Annotated in this window: 23 protein-coding genes and 1 tRNA gene; 17 read left to right on the top strand and 7 right to left on the bottom strand. The window is 71.0% G+C overall.

Features of this window, described 5'->3' with window-relative positions:
• Nucleotides 1-4 precede the first annotated feature (4 nt).
• The 13 genes from F1641_RS11955 to F1641_RS12015 all read left to right on the top strand — a co-directional run bounded on the left by F1641_RS11955 (nt 5) and on the right by F1641_RS12015 (nt 12871).
• Nucleotides 5-499 carry a pilus assembly protein TadG-related protein gene (locus F1641_RS11955; protein ID WP_206691052.1) on the top strand — a complete coding sequence of 165 codons (495 nt, stop codon included), beginning with the start codon at nt 5-7 and terminating at the stop codon, nt 497-499.
• A complete protein-coding gene (locus F1641_RS11960; RefSeq protein WP_194905742.1) occupies nt 496-3456 on the top strand; it encodes a LysM peptidoglycan-binding domain-containing protein in 2961 nt (986 codons plus the stop codon). Before F1641_RS11955 ends, F1641_RS11960 begins: the two co-directional genes overlap by 4 nt.
• Nucleotides 3457-3544: 88 nt before the next feature.
• The gene (locus F1641_RS11965) at nt 3545-4012 is read left to right on the top strand and encodes a hypothetical protein (RefSeq protein WP_194905744.1); all 468 of its coding nucleotides are present in this window, start codon (nt 3545-3547) and stop codon (nt 4010-4012) included.
• Between the two features lie 92 nt (nt 4013-4104).
• Nucleotides 4105-4953 (top strand): hypothetical protein, encoded by an 849-nt coding sequence (locus F1641_RS11970; protein WP_194905746.1) that lies wholly within the window; start codon nt 4105-4107, stop codon nt 4951-4953.
• A gap of 137 nt (nt 4954-5090) precedes the next feature.
• Entirely contained in the window at nt 5091-5744 is a 654-nt protein-coding gene (locus tag F1641_RS11975) for a hypothetical protein (RefSeq protein WP_194905747.1), read from the top strand.
• Between the two features lie 531 nt (nt 5745-6275).
• On the top strand, nt 6276-9140 hold the full coding sequence (locus tag F1641_RS11980) for a class I SAM-dependent DNA methyltransferase (protein ID WP_194905748.1): 2865 nt from the start codon (nt 6276-6278) through the stop codon (nt 9138-9140).
• Nucleotides 9141-9402: 262 nt separating this feature from the next.
• Nucleotides 9403-9558: a hypothetical protein gene (locus F1641_RS11985; RefSeq protein ID WP_194905749.1), complete on the top strand. Its 156-nt coding sequence runs from the start codon at nt 9403-9405 to the stop codon at nt 9556-9558.
• Nucleotides 9558-9872 (top strand): hypothetical protein, encoded by a 315-nt coding sequence (locus F1641_RS11990; RefSeq protein ID WP_194905750.1) that lies wholly within the window; start codon nt 9558-9560, stop codon nt 9870-9872. The genes F1641_RS11985 and F1641_RS11990 overlap by 1 nt, the downstream gene beginning before the upstream one ends.
• Nucleotides 9869-10156, top strand: coding sequence for a Fic family protein (locus F1641_RS11995; RefSeq protein WP_206691053.1), 288 nt, complete (start codon nt 9869-9871; stop codon nt 10154-10156). Before F1641_RS11990 ends, F1641_RS11995 begins: the two co-directional genes overlap by 4 nt.
• A 354-nt stretch (nt 10157-10510) precedes the next feature.
• Nucleotides 10511-10584: transfer RNA gene (locus F1641_RS12000), tRNA-Ile, on the top strand.
• A 100-nt stretch (nt 10585-10684) separates the two neighbouring features.
• A complete protein-coding gene (locus F1641_RS12005; protein ID WP_194905751.1) occupies nt 10685-11134 on the top strand; it encodes a hypothetical protein in 450 nt (149 codons plus the stop codon).
• Between the two features lie 59 nt (nt 11135-11193).
• Nucleotides 11194-12162 (top strand): hypothetical protein, encoded by a 969-nt coding sequence (locus F1641_RS12010; RefSeq protein WP_194905752.1) that lies wholly within the window; start codon nt 11194-11196, stop codon nt 12160-12162.
• Nucleotides 12163-12322: 160 nt separating this feature from the next.
• Nucleotides 12323-12871 (top strand): PH domain-containing protein, encoded by a 549-nt coding sequence (locus F1641_RS12015; RefSeq protein WP_206691054.1) that lies wholly within the window; start codon nt 12323-12325, stop codon nt 12869-12871.
• 60 nt (nt 12872-12931) lie between these two features.
• Here the strand turns inward: F1641_RS12015 and F1641_RS12020 are convergent, their stop codons facing one another.
• On the bottom strand, nt 12932-13318 hold the full coding sequence (locus F1641_RS12020; RefSeq protein ID WP_194905754.1) for a tyrosine-type recombinase/integrase: 387 nt from the start codon (nt 13316-13318) through the stop codon (nt 12932-12934).
• 276 nt (nt 13319-13594) lie between these two features.
• Here F1641_RS12020 and F1641_RS12025 point away from each other — a divergent pair, with 276 nt between their 5' ends.
• A complete protein-coding gene (locus tag F1641_RS12025) occupies nt 13595-15055 on the top strand; it encodes a glycoside hydrolase family 32 protein (protein ID WP_194905756.1) in 1461 nt (486 codons plus the stop codon).
• Nucleotides 15056-15148: 93 nt separating this feature from the next.
• On the opposite strand, the gene F1641_RS12030 is transcribed toward F1641_RS12025, so the two are convergent.
• From F1641_RS12030 to F1641_RS12045, 4 genes are all read right to left on the bottom strand, one after another.
• On the bottom strand, nt 15149-17407 hold the full coding sequence (locus F1641_RS12030; protein WP_194905758.1) for an alpha-galactosidase: 2259 nt from the start codon (nt 17405-17407) through the stop codon (nt 15149-15151).
• Nucleotides 17408-17535: 128 nt separating this feature from the next.
• Complete coding sequence (locus tag F1641_RS12035; RefSeq protein ID WP_194905760.1) at nt 17536-18495, bottom strand: carbohydrate ABC transporter permease; 960 nt, start codon at nt 18493-18495, stop codon at nt 17536-17538.
• A complete protein-coding gene (locus F1641_RS12040; protein WP_194905762.1) occupies nt 18492-19475 on the bottom strand; it encodes a carbohydrate ABC transporter permease in 984 nt (327 codons plus the stop codon). Before F1641_RS12040 ends, F1641_RS12035 begins: the two co-directional genes overlap by 4 nt.
• 139 nt (nt 19476-19614) lie before the next feature.
• Entirely contained in the window at nt 19615-20928 is a 1314-nt protein-coding gene (locus F1641_RS12045) for an ABC transporter substrate-binding protein (RefSeq protein ID WP_194905765.1), read from the bottom strand.
• Between the two features lie 298 nt (nt 20929-21226).
• Here F1641_RS12045 and F1641_RS12050 point away from each other — a divergent pair, with 298 nt between their 5' ends.
• Together F1641_RS12050 and map are read left to right on the top strand one after the other, a co-directional pair.
• The gene (locus F1641_RS12050) at nt 21227-22414 is read left to right on the top strand and encodes an ROK family transcriptional regulator (protein WP_194905767.1); all 1188 of its coding nucleotides are present in this window, start codon (nt 21227-21229) and stop codon (nt 22412-22414) included.
• A gap of 199 nt (nt 22415-22613) precedes the next feature.
• Nucleotides 22614-23384: a type I methionyl aminopeptidase gene (gene map / locus F1641_RS12055; RefSeq protein WP_194905769.1), complete on the top strand. Its 771-nt coding sequence runs from the start codon at nt 22614-22616 to the stop codon at nt 23382-23384.
• Between the two features lie 12 nt (nt 23385-23396).
• On the opposite strand, the gene F1641_RS23240 is transcribed toward map, so the two are convergent.
• A complete protein-coding gene (locus tag F1641_RS23240; protein ID WP_194905771.1) occupies nt 23397-24371 on the bottom strand; it encodes a diacylglycerol kinase family protein in 975 nt (324 codons plus the stop codon).
• Between the two features lie 164 nt (nt 24372-24535).
• Here F1641_RS23240 and F1641_RS12065 point away from each other — a divergent pair, with 164 nt between their 5' ends.
• Nucleotides 24536-25576 (top strand): AraC family transcriptional regulator, encoded by a 1041-nt coding sequence (locus F1641_RS12065; protein WP_194905773.1) that lies wholly within the window; start codon nt 24536-24538, stop codon nt 25574-25576.
• 266 nt (nt 25577-25842) lie between these two features.
• Here F1641_RS12065 and F1641_RS12070 read toward each other — a convergent pair whose 3' ends face one another.
• Nucleotides 25843-26511: a methionine ABC transporter permease gene (locus tag F1641_RS12070; protein WP_375541487.1), complete on the bottom strand. Its 669-nt coding sequence runs from the start codon at nt 26509-26511 to the stop codon at nt 25843-25845.

Raw genomic sequence — 26511 nt, forward strand, 5'->3', positions numbered from 1 at the left:
CCCGGTGACCTCCAAGTCTCACGGACCGTGCCGTGCGCACGTCACACCCCGCGGCTCGCACGCGGGCGACGACGGCTCAGCGTCACTCTTCGTCGTCGTCGCCGTCGTCGCGCTGATGCTCGCCATCGGACTCGTCGTGGACGGCGGGCACAAGCTCGTCGCCCTGCAACGGGCTGACGACCTGGCCCAAGAGGCGGCCCGCAGCGCCAGCCAGCAGATCGTCGCCGCTCCGTCCGTGCGCGGCGAGGCGCCCAGGCTGGACATCGCTGCCGCTCAGCGGGCGGTGCAGCAGTACCTCGCCATCGCCGCGACGACTAGCGGTGCCAGCGGCCAAGAGGTCGTCACTGGAACCGGCTCTGCGACCGCCACGCACGTCGAGGTGTCCGTGACCGTCAGCGAGCCGACCACGTTCCTCGGCGCCATCGGCATCAACACCGTCAGCTCCACCTCTCACGCCACCGCACGACTCGTGCGCGGCCTGGACCAGGAGGTCCCATGACCACCACCCCGGTGCGGCCTCGCCGCATCGCAGAGCTCGAGCGGAAGCGGTCACGTGCAGACGTCGCCGTCGACGTCGCGCGGGGGCTCACGAGCCTCGTCGTCCTCGTCGCGGTCGTCGTCGGTGCACCCGTGCTCCTGCTGATCGTCGGGTGGCCGCTCGTCCCTGACTGGCTCTCGTCCGCGCGAGGGCCGTCCGAGGTAGTCGAGCTCCTCCTGGGCAGGCCGGACGACGGCTCGCTCCTGCTGGGGGTCATGACGGCAGTGGCGTGGTCGGCCTGGGCCTCCTTCGTGGTCGCGCTGGCCATGGAGGTGCTCGCCGCGCTGACCGGTCGCCTGCCTCGTCGCCTGCCGCTGCTGGCCCCGCAGCAGCGGATCGCCGGCGGGCTGGTGAGCGCTGTCGTGGTGATGGCGACCGCCCCGCTTGCCGTCGCGGCACCGCCTGCTGCGATCACCACGGCGGCGGAGACGGTCTCCGCAACCGCCGCCCCCGCCGCCCTCCCGGAAACGCCCGACATCGTCGTCGTGCGCAGCGGCGACACGCTGTGGAGCATCGCCCAAGCGGAGACCGGGAACGGAGCGGACTACCTGTCGATCGCCCGAGCGACCAGCGACGTCGTCCAGCCCGACGGTCGCAAGCTTCGGGACCCCGACCTCATCTACCCGGGCTGGACGGTCGTCGTTCCGCAACAGACGCAGACGGCACCGCCTCCTCCGCCCACGCCCCCCGCGTCGATGGCACCAAGCGCCGAGCCAACCGCGTCCGCCACGCCGTCCCGTAGCTCGACTGCCCACGAGCCCGGCAGTGCGCCCAGTGCAGAGGTGAGCACACCGTCAGTGGCCCCCGCTCCCGCCAGCACGACTCCTCCTGCGCTTCCGAGACCGACGTCGAGCGGGGAGGACCGCGACGAGGAGCACGAGGTGGTCGAGGTAGCGCTGACCGTGGGCGTCGGGGTGCTGACCGCGGCAGGGCTGCTCGCGCTGATCCGCCGCCGGCGAGCTCGGCAGCAGCGTCGGCGCCGCGCAGGGCAGCGACTCCCGGCACCTCCCACCCCGGTGAAGCAGGTACAGCGGAACCTCAGCGCGATCCAGGCGCCGGCGACGTCAGCCGACCTCGACTCGGCCCTGCGCCACCTCGCGCGCGAGTGCCGCGAACGGGGGGTGCCTCTGCCCGCGATCCAGCTCGTCAGGCTGGTGTCCGACCACGTCGAGCTGCACCTGACGACCCCCTCGGGGCCGGTCAGCCCCTTCACCGCTGCGGGGTCGGAGGACACGACGTGGACGGCGACCACCGACGCCTTGAGAGCGGTGAAGCAGCCGACCGGTGATGACGAACCGGCGCCGTACCCGACGCTCGTCGCCCTCGGTGCTGATCTCGATGGTGCCGAAGTGCTGCTCGACCTCGAAGCGGCCGGCGACCTCGTCATCCGGTTCAAGGACCCGTCCTCGCTGGACGTCGACGCGGGAGTCTCGGTGGACGCCGTGGCAGCAGCTCTGGTGGTCGAGATGGCGACCACCCCGTGGGGTGAGGAGATGGACGTCGTGGTCGTCGATGACGACCCCGTCCTGGTCAGGGCCCTGGACGTCGACCGGATGCGGTGGAGCGGTGACGCTGCGCAGGTCGAGGCTGAGCTGCGGGTCTGGGCTTCGGCGGTCTGTGCCGCAAGTCCGGGGCAGAGCGGCCGAGAGGCTCGGGCGCTGGACGCGCGGAGCGACACCTCGATGCGCGAGCTGCTGCGCCCTCGGGTGGTGGTCGTCCGCGAGGACGGCGGGCCAGCGGCTGCAAGTCTTCTCGCGTGCTCGGTCGAGCTCCGTGAGGAGAACCGGGTCCTGCCGCTCACCGTGGTCCAACTCGCGCACAGCCTCCACCGCACTGATGGCTCGCCCGGCGCTTTCGACCTGACGCTCGCTACAGAGTCTGGACGGGCGCGCCTCGACCCGGTCGGTCTGGTCGTGCGTCCTCACCACCTGGACGCCCAGACGCGTCAACACGCTGTGGAAGCGCTCCAGCACGCGTCGGCACCACCAGAGCATCCAGTCGCGGCCACGGCGGTGACTGCGGGGCCGACCTCCGTCGACGTGGTCACCGCGGGAGTCGGTGACCTCTCGCCCGTGACCGTCCCGAGCCAGCGTGCGAGCGCCCCTGCTCCCCCATCTCCGAACCCGGCCGGCCAGCAGACTGAGCCGACAGCTCAGCACCCTGTGATCGCTGTGCTGGGCCCTGTTGAGGTCAACCACGCCCGCGGTGAGGTCGCAGAACAGCGCCACGTCGCCAGCATGCTCGAGGCGCTCGCGTACATGGCGCTCCACCCCCAGCGCGAGCGCTTCGCCTTCGACCAGGCGCTGTGGCCGCACGAACGGGTGCCAGACGCCCGCCGTCAGCAGCTGGTCTCCCGCGCACGTCGATGGCTCGGGACCGACGAGGCCGGCGCCCCCTACGTGCTCCTCGTCAACCCGGACGGGTACCGCCTCGCGGACACGGTGACGACTGACTGGCAGGAGTTCCAGCGGCTCGTTCCTTCCCCGTCCACTGCGCCGACCGATGACCTCGAGCGGGCGCTGCGCCTGGTCCGAGGTCAGCCGTTCTCCGGCAGCAACCCGAGGCGCTACGGGTGGGCGGACGACGACGCCCAGGAGATGATCGCCGCCATCGTCGACGTCGCTCATGAGCTGGCCACCAGGGCACAGCACGAGGGCGATGGACCGCGGGCGCGCCGCGCCGCGCTGAAGGGCCTCCTCGTCGAACCAAGCAGCGAGATGCTCTGGCGGGACGCCTTGGGCGCTGAGTTCCTCTCCGGCAACCGCGCGGGCCTCGAGGCGCTGACGGAGCGCTTCCTGGCCGTGGCGAGGGATCTGGGCGATGACCTCGAGCCCGAGACGGAGGCGCTCCTCAGGGAGCTGTTCTCGCGCCTGCCGAACCTCGACCCCGCCCACGATGGAGCCCGCCGTGCGACATGACTTGCCCCGCACCCCCCGTTGGCTGCTCGTCGCTGGCGGGTTCGCCCTGGTCGCCGGGTGCTCGCCTGCGGCGATCGAGCCAGCGTCGGTGACGCCGACGTCCACCTCGGCCTCCGCTTCCTCTCCCAGCGCGCAGGACGTCGCCGTCGACGCCGCTACCGCGGCGACTCGGCGCTACTACGCGACGACAGATGAGCTCTTCCAGAACGCACAGCTTCCGATCGACGGAGTGGCCACCGTCGCCGACGGCGAGGAACTGGAGTCTGTGAGGAGCCAGCTTCAAGCCCAGCGTGTCCGTGGAGAGGTCCAGTCGGGGGCTGTGGTCGTGGACCGCGCGACGGCCACCAGCGCTGACCTGGGAGCGCCGCGCTCTGTCACCCTCGACGTGTGCCTCGACGTCAGCGCGGTCGACGTCATCGGCGCTGACGGCCGGTCAGTGCTCACCGCCGACCGTCCTGCTCAGGCCCAGGTCAGCGTCACAGCCGTCGATGCGGGTGAACGCGGTTGGCTGGTCGAACGGACACAGGCCACGGGGTCGTCGTGCAGCACCTCGTAGCCAGAACGGCGGCCGTAGCAGTCGGCTTGGTACTGGCGCTTCTGGTGTGCCTGGTACTGCCACTTCCCGCGGCCCGAGCTACCGATGGCCCTGTGGTAGCCGCAGGGGGCGTCCAGTGCCAGAACTACGACGTCCGCTCCGGTCGCTGCCTGATCAACGTCCTCGCCCCGGGCCGTCCACGAGGCGAGTCGACCGCGAGCAACGGCTCGGGCGGCGGGGGAACCGCTCGCCGCTGCTACAGCACCTGGACCTCCAAGGTCGTCCCCTGCTCGGACTCTCGGGGCAGCTGGTCGAACTCGCGGAACTGCTACATCAAGCAGGGAAGCGACCTGCCGGGCAGCCTGCTCTTCGGTGGGCGCACGGACGGCGCCGTCTACAGCTGCACGCCGGACTTCGGCAACATGCTGAACACCGCCTACTCGTTCTGGTCAGCCACCCCGCCTGACGGGCCCGATCCAGCGGCACTCGCTCAGGAGGCAATCACCGCGATGGGCCTGAGGGCGGTCGACATCGGCATCGTCCCTGACCCCGGCCAGGACAGCGTCGGCCTCGTCGGACTCCCGGTGTGGATGTGGGTCGACCAGCCCAGCGCGGCGACCTTCGGGCCGATGACCAACAGCGCCGCCGCCGGTGCGGTGACCGTCACCGCGACCGCGCACGTCACGAGGGTGACCTGGTCGATGGGCGACGGTGACACCGTGAGCTGCGCGGGAGCAGGCACCCCGTACACCGACAGCGCCGGCGCCAGCCCCTCCCCCGACTGCGGCCACAGCTACGCCACCACTTCAGTCGGGCAGCCCGGGAACGCCTACACCGTCACGGCCACCAGCCACTGGGTCATCGACTGGGCCGGTGGCGGCGCCGCCGGCCAGGAGACGATGGATCTGGTGGCCACCACTGAGATCCAGATCGGCGAGACCCAGGCGATCATCACCGCCTGAGCGAGTCCACTGGGCTTGCCCGGACCCTCGGCGCCTCCGCGGGCAAGAGTCCGGGCAAGCCCAGTGGCGTCTCGTGCCGGGGTCGGCAGCACGCCGTCGCGACCCTGGCGAGCGGAGCCGACCATCAGCAACGAACAGTGTCCTGGTGGCGGCGCATACGCCGCGTCGGGACCGCCGTCGGCGGGCTCGCGGTGAAGGCAGGCCTTGCCACGGTCGCCGGGTTCATCTTGCTTGTCGTCGTGCTGGGTGCTGGCCTCTACGGGAGTGCCGCGCTCCCGCTGACGAGCGCTGGGCCCACTAAGGCGGCCCTGAACGCGGGGGCCTCACCCTTAGCTCCGCCCGCCACCGGGGCGGCCGCGCCCTTCACCGGAGCATCGACGGGATGCTCGGAGCCGGACCCGACGAACCGCGAGGGCTGCCTCACCCAGGCCACGGCCTGGCTCTACGACCAGCTGGAGCAGCACTTCGGCAAGCAGCCGACCGCGTGCTGGGACCGCCACGAGTGGAACCCGACCAGCGACCACCCCCGCGGGAAGGCCTGCGACGTGACCATCGGCCGAGCTGGCACCTTCCCCGGTGACGCTGATCGGGCACACGGGTGGGAGGTGGCCAACTGGCTGCGCGCGAACGCCTCAGCCCTCGACATCGCGTACGTGATCTGGGACGGCAAGATCTGGTCGGCCAGCCGAGAGGACGAGGACTGGCGGACGTACACAGGCGGCGGGATCTACGACGTGAGTACCGCTACCGGCGGCCACTACGACCACGTCCATGTCTCGACGCGAGACTGAGGTGATCCGAGTATCACCTCGGTGGTGACCCAACGTCACGTCGTGCGGTCGTAGATGAGGTGCACCGCCGGTGCATGCGGGACAACGAGTCCCGGATGGACACCAGTGAGGCGATGGTCCACATCGCGTTGATCACGATGATGCCACGGCGGCTGGCCCGTCAGCGCTAGTTCTCGGACTCGCTCTCACAGTGCCGGGGCTGACCAAAAGCCGAGGCTAATTGGGGTCCTGATGAGTCCGCAGATGGCCATGGTCATGGCCGGCTTGCTCACGCCCGCGGGCATCGGGTGGCCATCCGAGAGCTGCTCCGGCATCGGCGCTGGCAGGCGCTACGCCGCACGGCGGTGCAGGTCCACACCGCCAGTGGCGACCTCGCGGCCTTCGATCGAGTAGCCGTCCTCAGGCAGTCGCTCGACGCCCCACCACAACGGCCCCGGGCCTCACAGGCAGCGGATTCCGCGGTGCCGAATATTGGCACGTCGAGCAAGTCCGAGACGACTGTCGGTCCCGGGACGTAACCTGCCGCTCACCATGGCACTCGACATCGCCGACCTCCCCCAGCACCTCGGGAAGCTCCAGCAGTACCGCGCGCTCCTCTCCGGCGACGAGAAGGGCGAGAGCCAAGTGTTTCTCGACCGGCTCTTCCAGGCTTTCGGCCATGAAGGCTACGCCGAGGCCGGCGCCAAGCTCGAGATGCGTCTCAAGAAGAACGACAACAAGGGCACCTCCTTCGCCGACCTGGTGTGGAAGCCACGCGTCCTCATCGAGATGAAGAAGGCCGGCGCCGACCTCTCCAAGCACTTCCGGCAGGCCTTCGACTACTGGGTACGCGCGGTTCCGGACCGCCCGCGCTACGTCGTGCTGTGCAACTTCGACGAGTTCTGGATCTACGACTTCGACCGTCAGGTCGACGAGCCCGTCGACCGCGTCGCGCTCGCCGACCTGCCGCGCCGATGGGAAGCCTTCGGCTTCATGCTGGCCGATGAGCGGCCGGCGGAGTTCGCCAACGACTTGGTCGAGGTCACCCGCGAGTCCGCCGACAAGCTCGCCAAGCTCTTCAACACCCTCGTCGCCCGAGGCGTTGGGCGCGAGCAGGCCCAGCGCTTCCTCCTGCAGTCGGTCATGGCCATGTTCGCCGAGGACATCCGCCTGCTGCCGACGCACCACTTCACGACCGCGGTCACGGACTCGCTGGGCGCCAGTAAGCCCGTAGATACGTCTTACGACGTCGTCTTCGGTCTCTTCACGGCCATGAATACTTCGGGCGCCACCCCGGGCGGCCGCTACGCGGGCACGCCGTACTTCAACGGTGGGCTCTACTCCAAGGTCGAGCCGTTCGGGCTCGAGCGCGCCGAACTCGAGGTCCTCGCCGACGCCTGCCGCACCGACTGGTCGCTGGTGCGCCCGGAAATCTTCGGCACGCTCTTCGAGCAGTCGCTGGGCAAGGAGGAGCGCCACGCCTACGGCGCGTATTTCACCAGCCCCGCTGACATCGCCAAGATCGTCGGTCCATCGCTCGTGGAGCCCTGGCGGGCGCGCATCGAGGCGGCTACGACGCTGCCCGAGCTGCGCGCACTGCACCACGAACTCAGCACGCTGCGGGTGCTCGACCCGGCCTGCGGTTGTGGCAACTTTCTCTACGTCGCCTACCGCGAGCTGCGTCGCCTCGAGCACGAGGTGCTCGACCGCATTGAGGAGCGCTCACGGCGCGCGGGCTACCGCGAGCTCTCCCTGGTCACCCCGGAGCAGTTCCACGGCATCGACGTCCGGCCCTTCGCCGTCGAGGTCGCCAAGGTGACGCTCATGGTGGCGAAGAAGTTCGCGGCCGACGAGCTCGGCGACGACCAGCATGTCCTACCGCTGGAGAACCTCGATGCCAACATCATCGAGGCTGATGCGCTCTTCACAGCGTGGCCATCAGCCGACCTCATCATCGGCAACCCGCCGTACCTCGGCCGCCGGAAGGTCGTTGAGGAGCGTGGTGCGGCCTACGCCGACCAGTTGGCCCAGCGCTACCCGGCGGTCTCCGGGGTTAGCGACTACGTCTCGTATTGGTTCCCCTTGGCTCACGACCAGCTGCCCCAGGGTGGTCGCGCCGGGTTGGTCGCCACCAACACCATTCGCCAGGGCGACACCCGCAAGGTCACCCTCGACTACGTCGTCGACCACGGCGGCACGCTCACGGAGGCCGTCTCAACCCAGCCTTGGTCGGGCGACGCCGTCGTGCACGTCTCCATCGTCAATTGGGTCAAGGGCGAGCACCCCGAGCCGAAGGTCTTGTGGGTCGAGGACGGCCGCACCCGCCTTGAGCTGCCCGAACTGACCACCTCGCTCAGCCCGACCGTCAACGTGCGCTCAGCAAAGGCGCTTACAACGAACAAGTCGCCCAAGCGCGTGTTCCAAGGCCAGACCTTCGGCGTCGTGAAGGCCTTCAAGCTGAGCACCCAGGACGCCGCGCCGCTAAAGAGGGCCAGCGCGGGCGACGCGTCCGTCATTCACCCGTTCATCGGCGGCGAAGGACTGCTGCACGAGAACCCGCTGACGCAGGTCGTCATCGACGTCCCCGACGGTGACGCCGATACCGCGTGGCACCGGGCGCCTGCTGTCATGGCTCGCCTCCAGGATATGGCGCTGACCATCCGACAGGAGGCGGCAGAGAAGGAGGCACGCCGCAACGGTGAAGCGCTCGCCGCCAACGCCAACGCGCGCGTGAATCACCACCACAAGCGCTTCCTGGAGACGTGGTGGAGGCTCAGCTACCGCCGCGAGGACCTGCTGGGGGAGCTGGCAAAGGTCGACCGCTACATCGCGGTCACGCGCACAGCCACGCACGCCCGCCTGAGCGTCTTCACCTTCGTCGAGCCGCAGGTGCACCCCGGTGACTCGGTAGTCGCCTTCCCGCTCGATGACGACTACAGCTTGGGCATCTTGCAGTCTTCGACGCACAAGCGGTGGTTCGACGCCCGCTGCACGACGCTTAAGGTCGACCCCAACTACACGTCAACCACCGTGTGGGACAGCTTCGCGTGGCCCCAGCACCCGACCCCGGCTGCGGTCAAGGCTGTATCCGAGGCGAGCGCGGCACTGACGCGATACCGCCAGGAGTCCATGGCGCAAGGGAGGACCCTGGCGCAGATGTACGACGTTCTCCGCACCCCGGGAAAGTCGAGACTCCGGACACTGCACGAAGCTCTTGATGCGGTAGTGACGACCGCCTATGAGTTCGACCCGAAGGTCGACGTGTTGGCTCAGCTGCTCAGCCTCAACCTAACGACAGCGGACCAGGAAGCGGCCGGTGAAGCTGTGACAGCCCCGGGCCTTCCCCGCCACACCGACGGCACGCCCTATGAGGGTTGCCGCTTGACGGACTGGGCTCTGAGCGCCGAGTGGCCGTGACGCAGCTGCAACACGCCCCAGGTCATACCGGGAGCGCCAGACCCACTCCGGGGCGTTGCGGCGACGACCGAGCCCGTACGGAGCGCCTGCTGTTGGTAGAGCCCGATGAGGGCGCACGGGGACTCACGGTCGGCGGATTATCAGCCGTAGCGGCGGAAGCTGGCCCAGGCGAGGAAGGGATCCGCTGATCGGAGTTGGTGATCTTGTGGGCGGTCGCATGCACGAGCAGCACCCTCATGACGGCCGAGGAGGGATCAGGCCCGTGGAAGGTCACAGCGTCGACAAGCGCAAGATCGTGCAGTCCGTCGCTGTCACCACTGCCGCCTCGGCCAATCTGGAGGGTCAGGCTCTCCCGCCTGACTTCGTGCGCTCGCCGCGCGTCGCCGAGCTTCTGGCCAAGCGTCGCCGCTCGGCCTGATGCCGCTGGAGCCGGGGTACGGCGGGACGCCCGTCCCCGATGCCGAGCTGGGCTGGCTGCATCGCGACGTCCGCGAGCTCCTCGGCGATCCCGTCACCCTGCTGGACATCTACGACTACGAGCAGGCCTTCCAGCGGGACGTCGCCGGGCTGCAGTTTGATGCCGTCCTCTGCGGCGATCTTCAGGTCGACGATCTGCTCAGGGACACGTACGTACGTGACCTCCACCGCTCGGGTCCGCTGTACGACAGGCTCTGGCAGTGGGCGGGGAAGTACCGCCGGCACGAGGCCAAGGTCGGGGTTGCTCCGAGGTGATCGCCGTCGAGTTCCGCCAGACCCTGGAGTCGATCGCCTACCGCTGGCAGCACACCGATGACTGGACTGCGCGCGTCCTCGGCATCGCGGTGCACGTCGGGCTCGTCCGCATCCACCCGTTCGTCGACGGCAACTGGCGTGCCACGCGACTGCTGGCCGACCTCGTCTTCGCCGCCGTGCAGAACCCAGAGTCACCGGATCTCTTCGACTGGGACGTCGACAAGGCCGCCTGCATCGCTCACCTGCGGCGATACGACCGCTCCCGGGACCCGCTGGGACAGTGAGCCGGCACCACCACCTTTACAGCGCGGTGTCGGTGCGGGTAGGCAGCCGCGTTCGGTCCTCATTCCGGTCCTCATGAGAACCAGCGGGCACCAACGCGACCCAACCCAGCCGACGCTAACCACCTTGCTCCCCACAGAGGAGGCGTGCGCAACAGCTGAACGGCAGGGGACTGGTGCGATCCCGACGCTGAGTCACCGTCGTTCTGGCTGGTCAAGGACCTCATACCGCTGGCTGGCCCCTGCCGGAACAGTCTTCAAGAAGTCCTCAAAAAATCCTCAACTTGGCCGCATACGACCATCACGTGCCAACGCTCCTCAACGCATCCTTGCAGGTCATGGCACGATCAGACTCACGCCGCGGTAGCTCAGCCGGTCAGAGCAGGGGACTCATAATCCCTGGGTCGTGGGTTCGAGCCCCACCTGCGGCACCTACGTTTTTCCTGGTCACAACCTCAAAAAGGCTGTGACCAAGGGTTCTGCGCGGGGCAGAGAACTCCGTAGGGGCTCCTCTGGTTCTAGTCTCCTCCAATGGAGGACACATGGGTCGAGCGGGATCTGCCGTTGCTCACCTGGCTCGTTAGCCACTTCGACCAGTACTTCACCGACACGGTGGGCCTGGATCAGCTTGCGCAGCATTACGACGGGTCGCTGGACGACGTCGAGCGCGGGCTCGCGGCGCTCAGCAGCGCCCAGCCGCCCTACCTGCTGCTCGCTCCCGGGGAGATGAGCATGGCCGATCGCCTGGCGCCGGTCAGCGGTGTGACCGAGCGCGCCCGTCGCACCGTCGGCGCATGGCCGTCACCGGAGAGCCTGGCGGAGGCTCTGGGCCGAGCACTCGTGACCGCGTCGGAGAGCGAGCCGGATCCAGTCAAGAAAAGCAAGCTGCGCGAGCTGGGATCCTTCACCCTGGGTGCCGGGCGGGACCTCCTGGTCGACATCACGAGTGCCTTTATCACCAAGAGCACGGGCCTGAACTGACACACCGGGTGACTTCTTGTGACACCCTCTGAGCCCACGCTGAGCAGGGAGCCGCCGAGGTGCCACAGGTACCGGACCACGAAGATCGCAACATTCGTCAGTACGTCGAAGGCCAGCTTCGCGATGATGAGGACGGAGTCACTCTCGTTCAGCGGGTTGGCCAGGAGCGGGTCGCCGGTACTACGTACTCCATGTTCGACGTACACACCATCAAGGGCCGCTGGTGGGTCATCACCGACCCAACGAACCTGTACGACCAGGCCGCGTTCCCGGAGATCGACAACCTACTCAGCTTCCATATCGGGCTGGGCTTCCGAGTGATGGACAAAGGTCGAGTTGAGGTCGAGGACGACCTGCGCGAACACGCCGAGGGTGCCTGGCGGCGATACGCAGCTGCGGTCGAGGCCATGGACACAGCCAACGATGCCGAGGACTTCCAATCCGTCGGGGTGAAGTGCCGCGAGGCACTGCTCGCTATCGCTCGCGAGAATCATGACGCCGACTGGGTTGGAGAAGTAGCCGAGCCACCGAAGGGTGACAATCTCAAAGGCTGGATGGAGATCTTCGCCGCCGCGCTCCTGCCCGACCGTCGGCAGCGGGCCTACCTGAAGGAAATCACCGACAAGACCTGGGACATCGCCGTAGGTCTACAGCACAACACGAACGCGACCCCGTGGGACGCCGAGCTGACACTCGAGGCCGTTCACCACGTGCTCAACACATTTATGTTGGCCCGCATCAAGCACGATCGCGGCGATCCTGAGCGCTGCCCTCGTTGCGGTTCCTACCGCCTCGCCGGAGACGGCGAGATGGACGAGGTCGACGGCGAGGCCGGATACGCACAGTGGACGATCTGCGCTGCCTGCAAGTGGACGTCCGACCGCGAGTTCGAGTCATTCAAGGACTGGAATGAGCGCGTAGGCGACCGTGCCGCCAAGTACCTCGCGGGCGAACTCCCTGAGCAGCAGCAGCCCATGCCTAACGATGGGTTCAGTGCAGCTCGCAGCAAGCCTAAAGAAGGCGCGTAGACCGCGACGGCCCCTACCGAGCGAACGAGCCGCGTCTGGCGATGAGAGCCCGTTGGGTGACGAGTCGCAGCGTTCCACGGACACCGTTCGTGCAGACACCTACCGTTCTCGTCCAGCAGCGGGACTCGCCCGGAGCCACCGCAGGCCAAGGGGAGGGCACATGGCCAAGGACAAGGACGAGGACCTGCGCGAGGACATCGCGGCCGCCAAGTCGAAGATGCGGGTGACGTTCGGCGGTGGGCGCGAGATCAAGCGCCTGGTGGAGCACCTGTGGGAGGGCGAGCGCGTCGATGATATGACCGTGGGCCTCTACGGCAAGGGCAACGGCCTCGTCACGCTGACGGACCGGCGACTGCTGTTCACGCTCGACGGCGTGATGTCACGCGCGTCCGAGGACTTCCCCATGGACAAGGTGTCGTCGGTGCAGTGGTCCAGCGGCATGGTCACCGGAACCATCACCATCTTCGCCTCGGGCAACAAGGCCGAGATCAAGAGCGTCAACAAGGACGACGGCAAGCGCATCGTCGACACGATCCGCGCTCGACTCGCTGCCCCCAAGGCCAGCGCCAGCACCGTCGCCGCGCCCGCCGCGCCCGCGTCGCCGGACGTCTTCGAGCAGTTGGAGCGTCTCGGCAAGCTGCGTGACGCGGGGGTGGTGACGCCGGAGGAGTTCGACGCCAAGAAGGCCGAGCTGCTCGCTCGCCTCTGACGTGCCGACGGCCCTCGCCGCGCGTGGCGGGGAGGGCCGCCGAGGGGTCTCGCGTGGTCGCTACCGAGCGAACGACCCACCGGTGGTCCCGGTGGGCCGGAGCGCCGTGACCGACGCCGTAGCGGCCAGAGCCGGATCGGGGGCCGCCGGACGCGCCGACAGCCCTTCCAGCGCGGCGACGGCTGCGGCGGTGTCCTCCGCGAACAAGTGCGTGTAGATGAGCCGGGTCACGGTGTCGTTGGCGTGGCCCATCCACTCGGCCACCTGCTGGGAGCGCACCCCCGCGCTGGCGCACAGCGAGGCGTAGGTGTGGCGGAGGTCGTGGAACCGCACCCCCGCTCCCCGGGTACCGCTGGGTAGCCCCGCCGCGACCAGCGCCGGACGGAAGCGCCGCTTCACGAAGGTGCCCGGCTCCCACGGGCGGTCGTAGTCCACCGCCCCCGACACCGGCGAGTCATCGGTCGAGGTGGTGCCGCCGCGAGCGCCGTGGGAGTAGCCGCCGGGGCACCCGCCCAGCCACAGCGGCGTTGAGGCGTCATCGGCGCGGAGGTCCTGGGCGAGGTACGCGCCCAGGTCCTCGGCGAGTCAACGCACCAACGGCACCCGGCGGCTCGACCGGCCGGGGTGGCGGGCACCGCCGACCGCCGGACCGGCGACGTGTGATCAGATCGTCGAGCACCCACGGCCCGGGCCCGGGCCCCGGCTCAGCAAGGAGCTCAGACCATGACCGTCAAGCCCGCTCACGGCTTCCACCTGGCTCCGCTGCGCGGGTGGATGAACGACCCCAACGGGCTGGTCGAGATCGCGGGCACCCATCACGTCTTCTTCCAGCACAACCCCCACGCGCCGACCTTCGGGCTGATGCACTGGGGGCACGCCACCAGCACCGACCTCGTCCACTGGACCCACCACGACACCGCCCTGACACCGGGTGCCGGCGGGCCCGCAGATGCCGGCGGGTGCTGGTCGGGCGTCGCCGCTCCCCTGCCCGACGGCCGGTGGGCCCTGCTCTACACCGGCATCCCCGCCGGGCGTCCGTCGAGCCCGGGGAACGCCACCGGCTGCCGCGCCGTGTCCAGCGACCCCACGCTGAGCGCCTTCGCGCCGGACGGCGCTCCCGCCCTGGCCGAGTGGCCCGAGACCGACCCGCCGTTGACCGACTGGCGCGACCACGCGCTGCTCGCCACCAGCAACGGGCCGCTGCGCCAGGTGATCGCCGCCGGCACCTGCGGCGCGCCCGGCGCCGGCCGCCTCCTCACCTACCGGTCCACAGCTCCGGAGGGCGAGGAGCAGTACACCGCCTGGACCTACGAGAGCGTCCTCCTGCACGCGGAGGACGCCGGGCTCCCCGGGCAGGTGTTCGAGTGCCCCGACGTGTGGGTCTACGGCGACGAGGAGCCCTCGGGGCGGGCGGGAGCGGAGCGGGCCCTCGTGGTGCTCTCCTGGTACGACAAGGTCGTCGGTGGCCACCCCACCGACGACCCGGTGATCGCCTCGGGTGCCCTGTGGCTGACCGGGGTCCTGCACAGCACCCCCCAGGGCCTCCGCTTCGAGCCCGAGCACCGCGGCGTCGTCGACCACGGCGACCGCTTCTACGCGTGCCAGTCGTACTCCACCGGCGACGGGCGCCGCCTCGCCCTCGGCTGGCTGCGCACGCAGGACGATCCCGCCAGCCGCGACGCGAGCACCGTCGGCACCCAGTCCCTGCCGCGGCACTGGCGCGTGGTCCGGGGGCGCCTGGAGCAGCAGGCCGCCGAGGAGCTCGTCTCGCGCGTCGGAGAGCCGGTGGCGCACCTCGACGCCGAGACGGGGCGCGCGGTGCTCCCGGCTCCCCTGTCGCAGCTGGTCGTCGACGTCCACCTCGACGAGGACGCGACGGCGGGCGGGCTGAGCGGACGGGGCGTGGTCATGACCGGCGCGGACGGGCGCAGCACCACCGTCGACCTGGGCTGGACCGCGCTGACCTCCACGGAGACGCGGAACGACGAGGGGCTGTGGGCCCCGACGGCCCGCACCACGCGGTCGGTCCGGATCTTCGTGGACGCCGGCCTCGTCGAGTGCTTCACCGACGACGGACGCGCCGCGGCCTTCAGCGACCTCGGGAACCCGACGATCGCCAGCATCCACCTCGAGGGCGCTGCGACCTCGGCCGTCACCGTCGTGGTGCGCACCATGGACGTCTGACCGCAGTGCTCGTCCCCTGAGGGCGAGCACTGCGGTCGGAGCTGCAGGTCGTGCCGGCGCCGCGGCGTCGGCACCACCTGCCGCCCGCTCCGGTCAGACCGCCTGGAGGTGCACCAGCGTCACCGTGAGCGGGTGCCGGCGCGGCAGCACCAGACCCACCGAACCCCACACCGACCCGGGCAGCGCCGCCCCACCCGCCGGGCCCTCGGCCTCGACCGGGCCCATCCCCCGGTTAGCCCGCGCACCGCCGTCGGGCTCCGGCGCCCGCGAGCCCGCCGCGTCGACCGGCCCCACCCACCTCGCCCGGTAGCGACGCGCCGGGTCCAAGCCACCCAGGCCCCCGCGGCCGACGGGAACGCGCACCGGCACGGGGTGCTCGACGAAGGACTCCCCCAGCTGCACCAGCGCCACGAGCGCCTCCGAACCGTCCAGGGCCACCACGCCGTGGGCGCGCGCCGAGGGGTCCGGCGAGTCCGCGCGCCAGGTGCGCCCGGAGTGCAGCAGCCCGCGGTGGTCCTTGTAGACCTGCACCCACTGCGCCAACCGCTCCCGGTCGGGCTTGGAGGCGGTGGACACGTCCCACTCGATGCCGAACGCCCCGAACAGCGCCGTCGCCGCGCGGAAGTCCAGCGGGACGGTCCGGTGCGTCTGGTGGGACACCGGTGCCGAGACGTGAGCGCCCAGGTACTCGGGTGGCGCCTGCTGGACCATCCACCGCTGGATGTCCTGCCGAGCCACCGCGTCGGTCATGTCCGAGGTCCAGACCCGCTGCACGTGCTGCAGCACCTCCAGGTCCACCCGGCCCCCGCCGGAGGCGCAGCTCTCCCACTCGATGCTCGGGTGCAGTGCGCGCAGCTCGTCCAGCAGGCGGTAGAAGCCGACGGTGTTGGCGCTCACCACGGGGCGGCCGCCGGTGGCGCCGCCACCGGCCTCCAGCAGGTCGCGGTTGTGGTCCCACTTCACGTAGTCCACGGGGACCGCGCTCAGCACCGCCGAGATCGCGTCGCGCAGGTGCTCGCGCACCTCGTCGCGCGAGAGGTCCAGCACCAGCTGGTTCCGCTCCAGCAGCGGCGTGGCGCCCCGGGCCGAGAGCACCCAGTCGGGGTGGGCCCGGTGCAGGTCGGAGTCGGGGTTGACCATCTCCGGCTCGAACCACAGCCCGAACTGCATCCCGTGCCCGTGGACGGCCTCGGCCAGCGCCTGGAGGCCACCCTCGGCGTCGGGCCAGGCGTCCTGGGACACCGTCCAGTCGCCCAGGCCCGAGGTGTCGTCGCGCCGGGACCCGAACCACCCGTCGTCCAGCACGAACCGCTCGACTCCGACGCTCGCGGCGAGCTCGGCCATGTGCAGCAGGTGGGGCAGGTCGTGGTCGAACCACACCGCCTCCCACACGTTCAGCGTCACCGGCACCGGCCGCGCCGGCGCAGCCCCGGTCTGCTGACCGATGGCGCGCAGGAAGGCGTGGTTCTCGGCCGCCAGCCCGTCCAGGCCCTGCGCCGAGGCGCCCAGGTAGACCCACGGCGTCGTGTACGCCTGCCCTGGGGCCAAGACGGTCTCCCCGGCCAGCAGCAGCTCACCCCCACCCAGCGTCGTGGTCGAGGACGGGGACCGCTCCAGGCGCTGCACGGTGTTCCCGCTCCAGCCCACCGAGGCGCTGCGGACCTCCCCGGCGGCGAACCCGAAGCCGGGCGTGCCGACGACGAGGTCGCCGGCGGCGTCGTGGCCGGTCTTGCCGGTGCGGTTCTCCCGCAGCCACAGCCCGTCGCGCACCGGGGCGCGCTGGGGGACCCGCTCGTGGAGCCAGCCACCGGTGTGGTCCAGCACCTCGACGGCCTCGTCGGGCAGGGGGACGACGACCTCCAGGCCCTCCAGGGTGTAGTCGCTGGCCCCAGCGTTGGTCAGGACGTGGCGGGCGCGCAGCAGGCCACCGGGCAGCGCCTCCCACTCCGAGCGCAGCGCCAGGTGGGCGACCTCGTCGAGGGCGTTGACCACGACGCGGTCGGTGCGCTCGGCGTCGGCGCCGGTGGTCTCCACCTCGTCGAGGGTGAACGCCGTCGACCACGCAGGGTCCTCCCCAGGTGCCGGAGCGGGGCGGTGGCCGCGCAGCGCGGGACGGGTGTAGAGACCGGTGGAGTGCTCCGGCAGCACCGCCAGGCCCTGCACGCCCTCCAGGCCGCGGCGAGCGGCGACCACGTCCTGCGCGCTGGCGCCGGCGACCTGCTCGGCCGGCCCCCACCAGACGACACGAGGGAGGTCACCGCCCTCGGAGACAGCCAGGACGAGAGCCGTCCCGGCTCCCTCATCGGGCTCGCCGGAGCGGGTGAGCAGGATGGCGGAGTCGAGCGGAGCCATGGGTCCTTCCAGGTGGTCGGGGTGGTGGTGCGAGGCCGGTCGATGACGGGTCACACGCGGACGGCGCCGCACCGGTGTCCCGGTGCGGCGCCGACGCTGGTGCTGGCGTGGTGCTGCAGAGCTGCTGCTCAGCCCTTGACGGAGCCCGCCGTCAGGCCGCGCACGAAGTACCGCTGGAGCGAGAGGAACACGAGGATCGGCAGGACCATCGTGAAGAACGCGCCAGCGGTGAGCAGCTGGTCGCCCTGGCCCTGCTGGCCCAGGAGGGACACCAGGGAGACCGTCAGCGGCTGGTTCTCGCCCGGGCCGATGAAGATCAGGGCCACGAGCAGGTCGTTCCAGACCCAGAGGAACTGGAAGATGGCGAACGAGGCCAGAGCCGGCGTCGACATCGGGACGATGAGCTTCCAGAAGGTCTGGAAGTGCGTCGCGCCGTCGATCTTGGCCGACTCGATGATCTCGCGGGGCAGCGTCGCCATGTAGTTGCGAATCAGGTAGGTGGCCAGGGCCATGCCGAACCCGATGTGCGCGAGCCACGCGGCAGCGAACTGACCGTTGAGGCTGAACTGGCCGTAGATGTTCAGGATGGGCGCGAAGGCCACCTGGTTGGGCACCACGAGCAGCGCCACGATGAAGACCAGCAGGAAGTTCCGGAACGGGAACTCCATGAACGTGAAGGCGTAGGCCGCGAACGCCGCGATGAGGATCGGGATGATCGTGGCCGGGAGGGTGATCGCCAGGGAGTTGACGAAGGCCCGGGCCATGTCCGTCTGCTGGAACAGCTGGACGTAGTTCTCCACCGTCAGGCGGCTGAGCTGCGAGGGCCCGGTGAAGATCGACCACCAGCCCGCCGCAGCGGCGTCGGTGCGGTCCCTCAGGGACGTGATCGCCAGACCGAAGACGGGGATGATCCACAGCAGGCACAGCAGCGTGATGGCGATCTTGACCCACAACGGCGCAGGAGCTCCTGCGTCCTCACCGTGGCCACCGGAGTCCTTGCGGCGCTTGCGAGGGCGGATCGCCGTGAGGCCCGGGTCCGTGGTCTGGCCGGGGTTCGACACCGGCGGGACGGTCGTCGACTGGCTCATCGTGCAGCCTCCTCGGCCCGGAACTGACGGATCTGGTAGATGAGGAACGGCACGATGACCAACATCAGGATCACCACGATCGCGGCCGCCGCGCCGGCGTCGCGCTGGACGTACAGCGCCTGGTAGAAGTTCAGCGCGATGATGTTGGTGCCGAAGCCGCCGTTGGTGGCCACGTAGACCACGTCGAAGGTCTTCAGCACACCGATCAGCACGGTGATGAACACCGTGATGAGGGTCGCGCGGATCTGCGGGATGACGATGCTGAAGAAGATCTTGCCCTCTCCAGCGCCGTCGATGCGCGCCGCCTCGAGGGTGTCGGTCGGCACGCCCTTGATGGCCGCCGACAGCAGCACCATCGCGAAGCCCGCCTGCGTCCAAACCAGGATCACCATCAGCAGGAAGCTGTTGAGCTTGAAGTCCGGGGTCTGGAGGAAGGCGACGGGCTCGTTGCCCAGCGCGACCCAGATCGCGTTGAGCAGGCCCGTCTGGTTCTGCGTGGCGGGCACCGCGTTGTAGATCAGGCGGAAGATGGCCACGGAGCCGACGGCGCTGATGGCCAGCGGCAGGAAGATCAGCGTCTTGGAGACCTTCTCCCCGGTCGGCCGGAGCCGGTCAGCCAGCGTCGCGATGAGCAGGCCGAAGACGATCGAGAACGTCGGGACGATGAGGATCCACAGGAACGTGTTGAACAGCGTGGTCTGGAAGTTCGGTGAGGAGAGCAGGCGCGTGTAGTTCTCCAGGCCGATGAAGGCGGTGCTGTCGGCGTTGGCGAAGCTGTAGACCAGCGTCTGGAAGAACGGGTAGACGAGGAACAGCCCCAGGGCCGCGAAGGCCGGGAGGATGAAGACGTAGGGCTTGATGAGCTCCTGCGGCTTGCTCGGGAGCAGCTCGGTGAGCTTGTTGAGCACGTAGAAGAGGACGACGGCGCCGGCGACGCCGCAGACGACGGCGATGATCGCGTTCAAGATGGTGATGGTCACGGGACCTCCACGTCCGGTGGACCAGATGCCTGGTGCGGGCTGAGTGTGGTGGGTGGTGCAGCGGAGCGCCAGAGGGCCCCTGCGCGGACGGCGCCGAGCTCCGGGTGGAGCTCGGCGCCGTCCTGTGCGGAGCGGTGGGTCAGCTGGCGGGCCAGCTGGCCTCGATGTTGTCCAGCGCCTGCTGCTCGGACTCCTGGCCGGCGATCCAGGCGGTCATCTCGGTCCAGAAGGTGCCGGAGCCCACAGCGCCCGGCATCTGGTCGGAGCCGTCGAAGACGAACGCGGTGGAGTCGTACGCCGCCGTCGCCATCTGCTTGGTCAGCTCGTTCGGGTAGGCGCTCTGGTCGAAGTCCTTGCGGGGCGAGATGAAGCCGTTCGCCGCGGCCCAGTCCTTGCCGAAGTCCGCCGAGGCCATGTAGTTCATGATCTTGGCGGAGTCCTCGGTGTTGTTGAACACCGAGGCGAGGTCGCCACCGCCGAGGACGGGCTTGTCGTCAGCGGTCAGGCCCGGCATGGCGAAGACGCCGACCTGGTTGTCGATGTCGGACAGGACCGCGTCGGGGAAGCCGCCGCTGCGGGCCACGAAGTTGCCCTGGCGGTACATGTAGCAGGCCGGCGGGTTGTCGAACATCGGGTTCGCGGCCGTCGCGAAGTTGTTGCTCGCGATCGACTGGCGGCCGCCGTTGACGTTGCCGTCGGTCAGCAGCAGCTGGCTCATGGTGTCGGCGGCCTTGACGACCGTCGGGTCGTTGAAGGGGATCTCGTGCTGGACCCACTGGTTGTACACGTCGGGGCCGTTCTGGATGAGCATGAGGTTCTCGATCCAGTCGGTGGCGGGCCACCCCGTGGCCGAGCCCGACTCGATGCCGAAGCACCAGGGAGCGGTGCCGCTGGACTTGACCGTGTTGGTCAGCGTCGTGAGCTCGTCGAGCGTCGTGGGTGCCTGGTAGCCCGCAGCGTCGAAGGCCTGCTTGGGGTAGAAGACGATCGACTTGATGTTCAGCGACATCGGCAGCGCGTACTGCTCGCCGTCGATCTGGCCGGCCTCGACGATGCCGGGGACCATGGCGTCGATGTTGGCGCTGTCGACGATGTCGGTCAGCGGCGTCAGGTCGTTCTGGAAGGACTTCATCAGCCCGGGCTGCGGGAAGATCGCGATGTCGGGCTTGTTGTTGCCCGAGACGCGCGTGGAGATCAGGGTGTTGAAGTCCGGCGTGGGCGAGAACTTGACGTTGATGCCCTCGGCGTCGGCGTACTTCTTGATCTCGGCCTGGAACTGGTCCGAGCTCGAGTCGGTGAAGCCGTACATGATCTCGACGGTGCCGTCGTCCGAGCCGCCACCGCCGGCGTTGTTGGTGTCACCGGAGCTGAGGCAGCCGGCCGTGAGGGCCGTGACCAGACCGGCGGTGAGCAGCGCGCCTGCGGCGCGAGCCGAACGTGACCTGATGCGCATTGTGTGGGCTCCTTCGTCCACCAGGGGGCTCCAGCACCGACCAGCGGGAGCATGTGCAGGCAGGCGCCGTGCACGATGGGCTGAGTTTTGCCTCAAACTCTCTGGTGCGTCAACCGGGAAGGCGACCCCCGCCGGGGGGATAGTGTTCGACCCTGTGGGTTCTGGTGCGAAAGTGCCCGTTCGTGATCCTTTCGTGACTGAACCGTGACGTGACCGTGTCCTGACGGGGGCCCGGAGCTGTTGACCGGCGACGAGCGCCCCTGGCACGGTGTCGCCGCCGCAGAGGACGAGGTGGTCCGTGGAACTCCCCCAGCAGGCCCCGGTCGGGGGCACGGTGCACGACGTCGCCGTCGAGGTGCTGCGGCACGGCCCACTGCCTCGCGGCGCGCTCGCCCGCCGCCTGGGCCTCTCCGCCGGCAGCCTGACCCGCCTGTCCAAGCCGTTGATCACCAGCGGGCTCCTGGTGGAGGCCGCCGCCGCCGTCGACCCCGAGAGCCGCCGTCCCACGCGCCCGCTGGACGTCCCCGCCGACCGCCACCGCTTCGTCGGCGTGGACCTCACCGGGTCGGCGGCCTGGGCCGTGGTCACCGACCTGCGGGCGAGGGTGCTCAGCCGCGGTGACGCCCCGCTGCCCGACCGGTCCCCGGCGGCGGTCGTCGAGGTCGCCGCCCTCCTGGTCGAGCGGCTCCTCGCGGAGGAGGGCGTGCGGGCCGACGCCGTCGGCGTGTCACTGGGTGGCTACGTCACCCCCGGTGGCGTCGTCCGCCGCGCCCCGTTCCTGCGCTGGGACCAGCCGGTCGACCTGGGGGCGCTCCTCGAGGCGCGTCTGGGGCGCCAGGTGGTGCTCACCAACGACCTCGCCGCCATGACGGCCACGGAGCACTGGTTCGGCGAGGGCCGGGGCACCACGTCCTTCGCGGTCCTCACGATCGGGGCCGGGGTCGGGTACGGGCTGGTGCAGCACGACCAGGTCGTCAACACCCCCGACACCGGGCTGCAGCTCCTGGGACACCACCCCCTGGACAGCTCCGGGCCGCGGTGCCCCGAGGGCCACCGCGGTTGTGCGACTGCACTGGTCACCCTGCCGGCCCTGGAGCTGGCCGGCAGCCTGGCCCTGGCCCGCCGGGCGGACGCGCACGAGGTGCTGGCGCTGGCGGCGGCCGGCGACCCCCGGGCTCGCTGCGTCGTCGACGACGCGGCCCGCCACGTCGGCACGCTCGTGGCAGCAGTCGCGAACTTCACGACCGTCGAGCGCATCCTGCTCACCGGAGACGGCATCGAGCTCGCCCGCACGGGCGAGCGGGCCCTGCACGAGGGGATCGCCGCCGCCCGCGACCCCGACGCCTCCGCCGTCGACCTCGTCCTGCGCCCGCACCACTTCGAGGCGTGGGCGCGCGGAGCCGCCGGCGCAGCGATCAGCGAGTACGTCGCCGGCCCCGAGTGGCTGGCGATGGAGGAGGCCGGGGCAGAGGCAGCCCACCTCTGAGCCGGCACGGACGCGTCACCGAGGTCCCTGCGCGCGACCCCGGCGGTCTGCGCGCGGTGCAGCCGCGGTGGTGGTCGTGGACCTGCAGGCGGCGGGGGTGCGCAGTGCTCGTCCTCGGTCGCCCGCACCCCGCCCGGGGACCCTCCGCGGGGCCGCGCGAGACTCGAGGCCCAGCACGACGCACCGCGAGGAGACCCTGGTGATCGAGATCATGGACGCCGCGGAGCTGCCGCGGGCCCGGGCGGCCGGAGCGCTGGTCGCGCGCATCCTGCGGACGCTCCAGGAGCGCTCCGAGGTGGGCACCGACCTGCTTGACCTCGACCGCTGGGCGCGGGAGATGATCCAGGAGGCCGGGGCCGTCTCCTGCTACGTCGACTACGCCCCCTCCTTCGGCCGCGGGCCCTTCGGCCACCACCTGTGCACGTCGGTGAACGACGGCGTGCTCCACGGCCTCCCCCACCCGCACGCGCTCGCCGACGGCGACCTGCTCACCCTCGACCTCGCCGTCTCCCTCGACGGGGTGGTGGCCGACTCCGCCCTGAGCTTCGTCGTCGGCGACCGCCGGCCGGCCGGGGCGACCGAGCTCGTCGACGCCACGGAGCGGGCCCTGGCCGCGGCCATCGCCGTCGCCGGACCGGGCGCGCGCGTCGGCGACCTCTCCCACGCCATCGGCGAGGTGCTCACCGGGGCCGGGTACTCGGTCAACACGCAGTTCGGCGGGCACGGCGTCGGCTCGACCATGCACCAGGACCCGCACGTGCCCAACGCGGGCGCTCCCGGGCGCGGCTACAAGCTGCGCCCCGGCCTGCTCCTGGCGCTGGAGCCGTGGGTCATGGCCGACACCGACCGGCTCGTCACCGACGCCGACGGCTGGACGCTGCGCAGCGCCACCGGCTGCCTCACCGCCCACAGCGAGCACACCGTGGCCATCACCGAGGACGGGTGCGAGGTGCTGACGCTCCGCTTCTGAGGGAGGCCGGCCTCAGCGCTGCAGGCGCTCGGCCCCCTCGGCGAGGTCGCGCGACCACTCCGGCCGGGGCACGCACAGCTGCAGGGCGCGCGGGCGCAGCACCACCTCGAGGGTGCGCCCCGGCGCGATGACGTCGCCGTCGAGCTCGCGGGGGTTCTCGCGGTCGGCGGTGACGCGCACGCCGGAGGCGCGGTGCACCTCGAAGTGGTCGACGTGGTCGCGGCGGCGCAGCACGCCCCACAGCAGCGCCGCCCAGTGGCCCACGGTGCGCGGGGTCATGACGGCGACGTCGAGCGTCCCGTCGTCGGGCTCCGCCTCGGTGAGCAGCTGCACGCCCGCCTGCAGGCGACCGACGTTGCCGACGACCACGCTGCGCGCGCGCCGCTCCAGGGCGGGCCCGCCGTCCAGCTCGATGCGCAGGTGCATGTGGCGGCCCCGAAGGTGGCGCAGCGCGGAGAAGACGTAGGCCACGGGTCCGAGCACGCGCTTCACGCCGCTGGGGGCGTCGTCGAGCATGGCGGCGTCGAAGCCCATCCCCGCCATCACGGCGAACGCCTGCCCGTCGACCTCGCCGACGTCGATCCGCCGGCGGCCGCCCTCCGTGGCCAGGCGCACCGCGGCGGCCGGGTCGTCCGGGACCCCGAGGTTGGTGGCCAGCAGGTTGCCCGTCCCGGCCGGCAGGATGGCGAGGGCGGCCTCGCCGCCGGCCAGACCCTCCACGCAGGCGCGCACGGTGCCGTCGCCCCCGCAGGCGAAGACGAGCTCGGCGCCGTCCTCCGCGGCGCGGCGCGCCTGGCCGGTGCCGGGGTCCTCGGGGGTGGTCTCCACCCAGACCGGGGCGGGCCAGCCGGCGGCGGCCAGCGCGGCGTCGACGGCATGGCGCCGGCGCTCCAGGCCGTCGACCCGCGCCGGGTTGTAGACCACCGCGGAGCGCACCGGCCGGGGGTCGTAGGAAGCGGAGGGGCCGGACGGCGCGGTGCTGGTCACGTCCGCAGAGCCTGGCGCAGGTCGGGCGGGCGCGCGCGGTGATCACCGGCCGGGCGGGTGGCCCGCGGGGACCGGGGGGAGACGGCACGGCCCCCGGAGGAGCAGGATGGGCGCTGTTGCTCGAGGAGTGGGCCGCGTCCGCGTCGACCCCTGGACGAGCCCCCATGGTCACCACCACCGACGCCGCCGGCGCGCCCCGCGCCGGCGAGGGCGTCGTCGGGGCGGAGCTGGTGGCGCAGGACGCGGCCGCCGCCGAGGCCCTCATGCGCGGCACCTACGCCGAGGTGACCTACCGGCTGCACCGCCCCGACGGGACCGACGAGCCCCACCTGGTCCTGGAGGGGGTCGCGGCCGGGGGCCTGCGCTCCGGGCGGCTGCGGTGCGGGCCGGCAGCGGACGTCGAGGCGGGACCCTCTGAGGACGTCGTCACGTCGCTGCTGCTGGCCGGCTCCCTGAGCGCCGCGACGACGGGAGGGCCGCTGCTGCCGGTGCGGCCCGGCGAGGTGCTGACCTGCGTCACCGGCTCGGGGATGCGCGCCGCGTACGGCGAGGGGGCGGCGTTCGGCATGCTGCGCCTGCCGCGCCGGGCCGTCGAGACCGCCGCGGAGGCCGCGGGGCTGGCCGAGGGCGCGGCGCTGCGCATCCTGTCGACGGGTCCGCTCGACGAGGCCGCGGGGCACTACTGGCGCCAGCTCATGGCGTTCACGCACCGCCAGCTCACCGCGCCCGGCTCGCCGATGGGCCACCCCCTGTACGCGGACCACTGGCAGCAGTCGCTGGCGGCGGCGGTGCTGCGCGTCTTCCCCAACACGACGATGACGTCAGCCGTCGACGGCGCCGCCTCCGCCGGGGCGGTGGGCCCCGCGACGCTGCGCCGCGCCCTGGCGCACGCCGAGGCCCACGCCCACGAGCCGATCGGGGTGGCGGACCTGGCGGAGGCGGCCGGCGTGGGCGTCAGGGCCCTGCAGCTCGCCTTCACGGCCCACCTCGGGACGACGCCCACGGCGCACCTGCGCGACATCCGCCTCCGGCGCGCCCACGCCGAACTGCGGGCGTCCGTCCCGGTCCCCTCGTCGGCCGAGCACCCCGGGGCCACCACGGTCGCGGCCGTCGCAGCGCGCTGGGGGTTCACCTCGCCCAGCGCCTTCGCCACCGCCTACCGCCGGGTGCACGGGTGCTCGCCCAGCGACACGCTCCGCGGGTGAGGCCGGCGCGGCGACCGGCCTGAGAGGTCGCTGGGGCGGCGCTGGGGCCGTCCTGGGCTCGCGGATGCGAAGCCGGTCGCGCGCGAGCGAAACCTTTCCTCCGGGGACTGGCGCGGCCCGCCCGCGGTGTGGCTCCATGGGTCCACCGAGCTCCCCCGGCCCGGTGCAGACCGACCCGCCGCTTGAGCAAGCAGGCGGCGGGTCGGTCCGCTCAGCAGCCGGGCGGCTCGCCGGCGGAGGTGCGGGCGCGGTGGCCCAGCGGGCGCTCAGCGGCGCATGACGGCCCGCGCGAGGCGGTTGCCGAGGAACTGCCCGAGCACGACGATCGCGACGATGGCCACGAGCGCCGCGTAGACGACGCCCCAGTCGTAGCGCTGCGAGCCGTACTGGATGGCGTAGTCGCCCAGGCCCCCGCCGCCGACGAGGCCGGCCTGGGCCGACATGTCGACGATGCCCACGAAGATGAAGGTGTAGCCCAGCACCAGCGGGCCGAGGCCCTCGCGGACGACGACGCCGAAGAGGATCGCCGCGCGGGAGGCGCCCATCGCGCGCGCGGCCTCGACCACGCCCGGGTCGACGCCCACCAGCGACTGCTCCACGATGCGCGCCACGGCGAAGCCCGCGGCGATGGCGATGGCGAACGTCACGGCCTCGGTGCCGATCGTGGTGCCGACCACGAGGCTCTGCAGCGGCCCGACGGCCAGCAGGAAGATGACGAAGGGGATCGGCCGGATGACGTTCACGAGCAGCCCGAGCACCCCGAAGACGAGGCGGTTCGCGAACAGGTTGCCCGGCCGCGTGGCGTAGAGGGCCACGCCCATCACCAGGCCCACCAGGCCGGAGACCACCATGGCGATGCTCACGATGAAGAGCGTCTGCCCGATCGCCCTGACGAAGACGTCGGTGCTCCCGAGGAAGCCGTCGAAGAACCCCAC

This window comes from Quadrisphaera sp. INWT6 (assembly GCF_015390235.1).
Classification (GTDB): Bacteria; Actinomycetota; Actinomycetes; order Actinomycetales; family Quadrisphaeraceae; genus Quadrisphaera.

Coding starts and splice junctions, on each gene's coding strand:
- F1641_RS11960 (WP_194905742.1), top strand. CDS start 496: ATGACCACCACCCCGGTGCGGCCTCGCCGCATCGCAGAGCTCGAGCGG.
- F1641_RS11980 (WP_194905748.1), top strand. CDS start 6,276: ATGGCACTCGACATCGCCGACCTCCCCCAGCACCTCGGGAAGCTCCAG.
- F1641_RS11990 (WP_194905750.1), top strand. CDS start 9,558: ATGCCGCTGGAGCCGGGGTACGGCGGGACGCCCGTCCCCGATGCCGAG.
- F1641_RS12005 (WP_194905751.1), top strand. CDS start 10,685: ATGGAGGACACATGGGTCGAGCGGGATCTGCCGTTGCTCACCTGGCTC.
- F1641_RS12015 (WP_206691054.1), top strand. CDS start 12,323: ATGGCCAAGGACAAGGACGAGGACCTGCGCGAGGACATCGCGGCCGCC.
- F1641_RS12025 (WP_194905756.1), top strand. CDS start 13,595: ATGACCGTCAAGCCCGCTCACGGCTTCCACCTGGCTCCGCTGCGCGGG.
- F1641_RS12030 (WP_194905758.1), bottom strand. CDS start 17,407: ATGGCTCCGCTCGACTCCGCCATCCTGCTCACCCGCTCCGGCGAGCCC.
- F1641_RS12035 (WP_194905760.1), bottom strand. CDS start 18,495: ATGAGCCAGTCGACGACCGTCCCGCCGGTGTCGAACCCCGGCCAGACC.
- F1641_RS12045 (WP_194905765.1), bottom strand. CDS start 20,928: ATGCGCATCAGGTCACGTTCGGCTCGCGCCGCAGGCGCGCTGCTCACC.
- F1641_RS12065 (WP_194905773.1), top strand. CDS start 24,536: ATGGTCACCACCACCGACGCCGCCGGCGCGCCCCGCGCCGGCGAGGGC.